We start from the raw sequence: 5,706 nt of genomic DNA on the forward strand, positions 1-5,706 counted from the left end.
AACCGTTACCGAAAATAGACCTTGCAAGGCCCGGTTCTTTCATAAGATTTCTTTCCATAATATTTCCGGTTACTATAAAATGACCTATGTGTTCAGCTACAACAACCAATGCAACAGGAAGTATTACAAGAATTGCATCAAAACTGAAATGAACTTTATAAAAAGTAGGCATTGCAAACCAGGAAGCTGTTTTTACTGCAGACAAATCTATAATTCCGGCAAAAGATGCAATAAAATAGCCGCAAACAATAGAAAAAAGTATTGAAATAAGAGATAAGAAACCTTTAAATACCACCATAGCAAATACGGCAATTATTAAAGTTAAGGATGACACCGCAATAGTTCTTATATCCGGATTTTCTGCAGTAAATCCTGCCATTTGTGCTGCAACGGGAAGAAGTTCCAGCCCGATAACCGCAACAATAGCACCCATAGCCGCAGGCGGAAAAATAACATCTATCCATTTTGTTCCTATGGTTTTTATTAAAAAACCTACCAAGCACAAAGTAACACCTACGGCAATAAAACCGCCCAATGCATATTCGTAATTGTATTTACTTAAAACAATAAATACGGGAGAAATAAACGACATACTTGAACCCAAATATGCCGGAACTTTGCCTTTACAAATAATTAAATAAAAAATTGTTCCTATTCCGTTAAAAAAAAGAACAGTTGCCGGATTTATATGAAAAAGAATCGGCACTACAACTGTTGCCGAAAACATTGCAAATAAATGTTGCAAACTGAGCGGAATTGTTTCTAATACAGGAAGTTTTTCTTCCGGTTGAATTATTCTTCTTTCCATAAAAATTTATCTTTTATTATTTATTATCCGTTTTTAAAAATATAAACTTATAACCGCCGGATTTATTTTTTTGTAATTTTCCTATACCGCAATTTAACAAGTGAGCACCCGCAATATATTTATCGCTGTCCGCATAATTCTGCATAACTTTTTTTCTTACCGATAAAGCTTGAATCGGGTCGGTATCATAAGTTAAAAATATTTCAGGGTCTTGAAATTGTATCGGAGCATGGAGAATATCTCCCCAAACCAGCATTGTTTGTCCGTCGCTTGTAATTTCAAACATTGTATGTCCTACGGTATGTCCGAATGCGGGAATTGTTTTTATATACGGTAATATTTGTTCATTTTTATCAAAAGTTTTTATTTTATCTTTATACAATTTAAATATATCGGAAGATTCGCTTGCTTTAAATTCTTCTTTTGAAATATAAATAACTGCATTCGGAAACATTTTATTATAACCGTCAACAAGCCCTGTTATATGATCATAATGCGTATGGGTTATACAAATAATATCTATATTTTCGGGTGCAATTTTTATGTTTTTCAATTTTTCCGCCAATTCTTTTGCATTTATTCCTGTATCAAACAATATTTTATGATCACCCGTATCAACATAAAAAACATTTATTGCAGATGATGCGGAATCTTGTTGATTTAAAAAATTTTCCAAAGCTTTGCTGTCTTTGTAACGGAAAAGTTTTTTGTTATGTTCCATTGATTGTATGTTAATTGCCGTTACATCAAATTTACCGAGTTTCATATTCAAAACATCCGCGGCAAACAAACAAGATGTTATAAAAAGCATCATAAGTACCGAAAAAAATTTACACATAAAAATTTGCCTCCGTATAAAATTTATACAACCGTATTGTTTATTATATAAAAATAAATTATATAAATCACTACAAAAATATAACTGCTGTTTTGATATATTATTAATATGTTATCTTGTAAAAAACATTTATATAATCTATACTTAAATTTAAGGAATAATTTATTTATGACTACCGAAATATTTTACAAAATTAAATATAAATCACCATTAGGAAACATTACAATTTGTTGTGATGAATGCGGCAAAAACATTGTGGGCTTATGGTTTGAAAAGCAGAAATATTTTGCAAGTAATATTGAAGGAAACTTAACAGAAAATAATAAACTTCAAATATTTACAAAAACAATAAATTGGTTGGAAAAATATTTTACAGGTAAAAAAACAAAAGCAGAAGAAATTCCCATAAAACTTATCGGCACGAAATTTCAAAAATCGGTTTGGAAAATTCTTTATAAAATTCATTACGGTAAAGTTATAACTTACGGTGATATTGCAAAACAAATTGAAAAGCAAAAAAGAATAACAAAAATGTCTGCTCAAGCCGTTGGGGGTGCCGTCGGTCGCAACCCGATATCAATAATTATTCCTTGCCACAGAGTGATAGGCAAAAACCACAAATTAACAGGTTATGCTGCCGGTCTTGATAAGAAGAAGAAACTTCTTCAAATTGAAAAAATTAATATTTAACTATTTCAATTTTTTGTATAGTCCCGCAACATCTTTTAAAAGGTTTGGAATATCAAGCTTTTGAGGACATTTCGGTTTACATATTCCGCAGTTAATACATTTATCGGCTCTGTTTTCCGCCTTAACACTTTCATAAGCCGCAATAAAATTTTCTTTTTTGTTATCGGCTTTATACTGATTATATATATTGAAAGTTTTCGGAATATCTATTCCTACGGGGCACCCGATGCAATATTGACAATATGTACATGTAATTGCTCCGGAAGATTTATAAACCGCAATTGCATTTGAAAGAACTTTTTGCTCTTTTTCACTTAACGGTTTAAAATTTATAAATGTGTTAACATTATCCGTAATATGTTCCATTTCGCTCATACCGCTTAATACACAAAAAACATTTTCAAGTGCTGCGACATATCTTAAAGACCAAGATGACGGTGAGGCATCGGGATTTTCTTTTTTCAACAACTCAACGGCTTTCGGGCTAAGTGTTGATAACTGCCCGCCTTTTAACGGGTTCATTACAACTACCGGAATACCCGCTTTTGTTGCTATTTCATACTGCTTTTTTGCATTTACACCGTACCAACCGCTGCTGTCTGTTTTTTCCCAATCTATAAGATTGATTGGTAATTGAACAAAATCCCATTTATATGTATTTATAACTTCTTCCAAAAGTTCCGGAGTATCGTGTATGGAAAAGCCCAAATATTTTATTTTACCTTCTTTTTTCTTTTGTAAAAGTTGTTCGTAAACATTACATTTTTTTAATGTTTGCCACTCACCTTTATTTATATTGTGTGCAAGATAAAAATCGAAATAATCTACCTGACATTTTTGTAATTGTTCGTTGAAAACTTTTAAAACCTGTTCTTTACTTTCAAGAATTCTTAAAGGCATTTTATCTGCCAAATAATAGCTGTTTCTGGGATATTTTTTTAATACTTTACCTGCGGTAAGTTCGGATTTTCCGCCATGATAAAACCATGCGGTATCATAATAGTTTATGCCGTGTTCCATTGCATAATCTACCATCTTTTGAGTTTCTGCAACATCGGGTTCACCGAATTTTGTCGGAAGCCGCATAAGCCCGAAACCTATAGCTGAAATATCAAGATTTCTAAATTTTTTCGTGTAAACTTTACCTATAACTTTTTTTGTTTGGGCAGTAACTTTTTTACATGCCGATAAAACTACAGCACCTATTGTTGTAAATAATGCCGATTTTAAAAACTGTCTTCTGTTCATGAAAAACCCTCCGGAAATTTTGAAGATTCGAAGATTAGAAGAGTAGAAGAATGGAAGTAAATCTGTAAAAATCACAAAGTGATTTTTTGATAAACAATTAGATTTTTTGCAAAGCAAAAAATACAATTTTTCTTCAAATCTTCAAATCATCCAATCTTCTAATCTTCTATATTGTATCAATTAAAGTAACTCTAATGTCAAGAAAAAAAATAATAAATTATTATTAAAGTTACAACTAATTAATTTTTTTGACAAAAAACAAATAAATTATTATTATCTACGAAGTGTTTACAAAATAATTTAGGAGATAAAAAATGAAAAAAATATTATTACCTTTAGTCGCTTTACTTTTTATTTGTTCAAGCAATATTTTTGCATTGGAAAAAGATAAAACATATTTTTATATTAATGCCGATGCAGGTATTCCTATGGGTGTAACAAAAATTAAAAATGAAAAAACTCAAAACAAAGAAACAGAACTTGCAAGTGCCGGTTTTTTAGGGAATGCAGGTATTGGTATTTTACATAACAGATTAAGAATTGAAGCAATATATCAGGGAAGGTCTGAAGTCAGTAAAGATATAGATAAAAAAGGTCAAAAATTAGGTGATATTGAAGGGACTTTAAATATGCAGGCAGGTATGGCGAATATTTATTATGATATTATAGATCTCGGTATTATATCCATATATATAGGCGGCGGTGCAGGTGTAAATGCTTATGAATTAACATTAAAAAACAAAGGCGAATTGAATGTTAATAAATATAAGGAAGATGGTACTTCCGCGATCTTCGGCGGATATGCAGGTGTTACATTAAAAATAGATCATCTTTTTATAGATGGCGGTGTTAACTATTATTATGTAGATAAACCTGAGACAAATTCTATTACTCCTAAAGTAAGTGTAAGACTTGTATTCTAAAAATTTACTCTAATATCGATAAAAATATAGAATTTTACATTGTATGAAACAGGCATACAATAGCTATGACAGCCAAAAATATTCCGGTTATATTTATAACATTTATTTTCTCTTTAAAAACAGCCGTGCCTATAACGGTACCAAGTGATATTACCCCTAAATTCATTGCTGCAAAAATAAGTGTAGGATTGTTATTATATGCCTGATGAGCACGGAAATAAAAGTAAATGTTCCCGAAATTCAAACATCCCAAAAATACTCCACCGAATATACTTTCTTTTGTCCACTTTGTTTTCTTTATGATTAAATATGTAAACAAAATTATTGCCGAAAGAACAAATACCGTACATAAATTTGTTGCCGTCATTGCAGTATTTTTAGATAACTGTTTGAATAATATATCTATTATTCCGTAACCCATCCATACTCCGAGCAATGTCCAAATTGCACCCGTGCCGTGTGTTTTATTTTTTGGCTTATATACCAAAGCTGCCAATGAAATTATTGCCAAAATAACTGCTAAAATTTTACCTATGGAAACAATTTCTCCGAAAATTAAAAATGCTGCAAGTATCGGTAAAAACAGTGATAACCTTTGTGCGGCGTCCGATTTTGCTATTCCGGCACGGTTAACACATTCTCCCATAATTATAAAAATACTCGGCAGCAAAATACCTAACGGTAATAAAATCTTCCATTCGGATAACAAAATATTGTAATTATCAATAAAATTCGGTTTGAATAAAATAAATGCACTGATTGCCGCTACGGGATAATTAATTGCTACCGCTTGATTAATTGAAATTCCCTGTTTTTTAGATATTTTTAACAGTATCGACACAGCTACACTGCATACAATACTTAATATTAAATAATGCATATTAATCACCTCATATCTATTATATAAAATCAGAACTGTAATTAGTCAAATTTTGCTTTGCAAAAATTCAATTTGATAAAATGTGTATTAAATAAATCAAAAAGGAGATTTTATGAAAATAGCTTTATACATAATATTGGTAATTGCAGTAATTGCAGGGGTATCTTCTTTAGTTCATTTATACAAGGTATCTAACAGAAACAAAACTGAAATGGCAAAATATTCAAACACTGTTTCATTAACGGCAAATTTAGGTAAAACTCTTGTAGTTTATTATTCTTTAACGGGAAGAACAAAAGATATTGCATTACAAATACAA

The 5,706-nt window shown here is 30.8% G+C and carries 6 protein-coding genes and 1 pseudogene; 3 read left to right on the forward strand and 4 right to left on the reverse strand.

Annotated elements, in window-relative coordinates:
* Together ACMUOV_RS01455 and ACMUOV_RS01460 are read right to left on the reverse strand one after the other, a co-directional pair.
* Positions 1–808, reverse strand: an 808-nt coding sequence (locus tag ACMUOV_RS01455) for a solute carrier family 23 protein (RefSeq protein WP_413853084.1), incomplete at its 3' end; no start/stop codon positions are given.
* 16 nt (positions 809–824) lie between these two features.
* Positions 825–1,646, reverse strand: a complete 822-nt coding sequence (locus tag ACMUOV_RS01460) for an MBL fold metallo-hydrolase (protein ID WP_413853086.1) — start codon at positions 1,644–1,646, stop codon at positions 825–827.
* A 168-nt stretch (positions 1,647–1,814) separates the two neighbouring features.
* Between ACMUOV_RS01460 and ACMUOV_RS01465 the strand changes: the two genes are divergently transcribed.
* Positions 1,815–2,336 (forward strand): methylated-DNA--[protein]-cysteine S-methyltransferase, encoded by a 522-nt coding sequence (locus tag ACMUOV_RS01465; RefSeq protein ID WP_413853088.1) that lies wholly within the window; start codon positions 1,815–1,817, stop codon positions 2,334–2,336.
* On the opposite strand, the gene ACMUOV_RS01470 is transcribed toward ACMUOV_RS01465, so the two are convergent.
* Positions 2,337–3,584 carry an aldo/keto reductase gene (locus tag ACMUOV_RS01470; protein ID WP_413853090.1) on the reverse strand — a complete coding sequence of 416 codons (1,248 nt, stop codon included), beginning with the start codon at positions 3,582–3,584 and terminating at the stop codon, positions 2,337–2,339. It lies immediately after the preceding gene.
* A gap of 314 nt (positions 3,585–3,898) precedes the next feature.
* Between ACMUOV_RS01470 and ACMUOV_RS01475 the strand changes: the two genes are divergently transcribed.
* Positions 3,899–4,507: a hypothetical protein gene (locus ACMUOV_RS01475; protein WP_413853092.1), complete on the forward strand. Its 609-nt coding sequence runs from the start codon at positions 3,899–3,901 to the stop codon at positions 4,505–4,507.
* 34 nt (positions 4,508–4,541) lie between these two features.
* Here ACMUOV_RS01475 and ACMUOV_RS01480 read toward each other — a convergent pair whose 3' ends face one another.
* Positions 4,542–5,387, reverse strand: a complete 846-nt coding sequence (locus ACMUOV_RS01480) for an EamA/RhaT family transporter (protein WP_413853094.1) — start codon at positions 5,385–5,387, stop codon at positions 4,542–4,544.
* A 112-nt stretch (positions 5,388–5,499) separates the two neighbouring features.
* Here ACMUOV_RS01480 and ACMUOV_RS01485 point away from each other — a divergent pair.
* Positions 5,500–5,706, forward strand: a pseudogene (locus ACMUOV_RS01485) (hypothetical protein); the annotation flags it as partial.

The organism is Candidatus Ruminimicrobium bovinum, assembly GCF_902760015.1.
In the GTDB taxonomy this organism is placed as follows: domain Bacteria; phylum Elusimicrobiota; class Endomicrobiia; order Endomicrobiales; family Endomicrobiaceae; genus Ruminimicrobium; species Ruminimicrobium bovinum.

Excerpts from the sequence above, each read along its gene's own strand:
- ACMUOV_RS01460 (WP_413853086.1), bottom strand. The coding sequence starts at position 1,646 with ATGTGTAAATTTTTTTCGGTACTTATGATGCTTTTTATAACATCTTGT.
- ACMUOV_RS01465 (WP_413853088.1), top strand. The coding sequence starts at position 1,815 with ATGACTACCGAAATATTTTACAAAATTAAATATAAATCACCATTAGGA.
- ACMUOV_RS01470 (WP_413853090.1), bottom strand. The coding sequence starts at position 3,584 with ATGAACAGAAGACAGTTTTTAAAATCGGCATTATTTACAACAATAGGT.
- ACMUOV_RS01475 (WP_413853092.1), top strand. The coding sequence starts at position 3,899 with ATGAAAAAAATATTATTACCTTTAGTCGCTTTACTTTTTATTTGTTCA.
- ACMUOV_RS01480 (WP_413853094.1), bottom strand. The coding sequence starts at position 5,387 with ATGCATTATTTAATATTAAGTATTGTATGCAGTGTAGCTGTGTCGATA.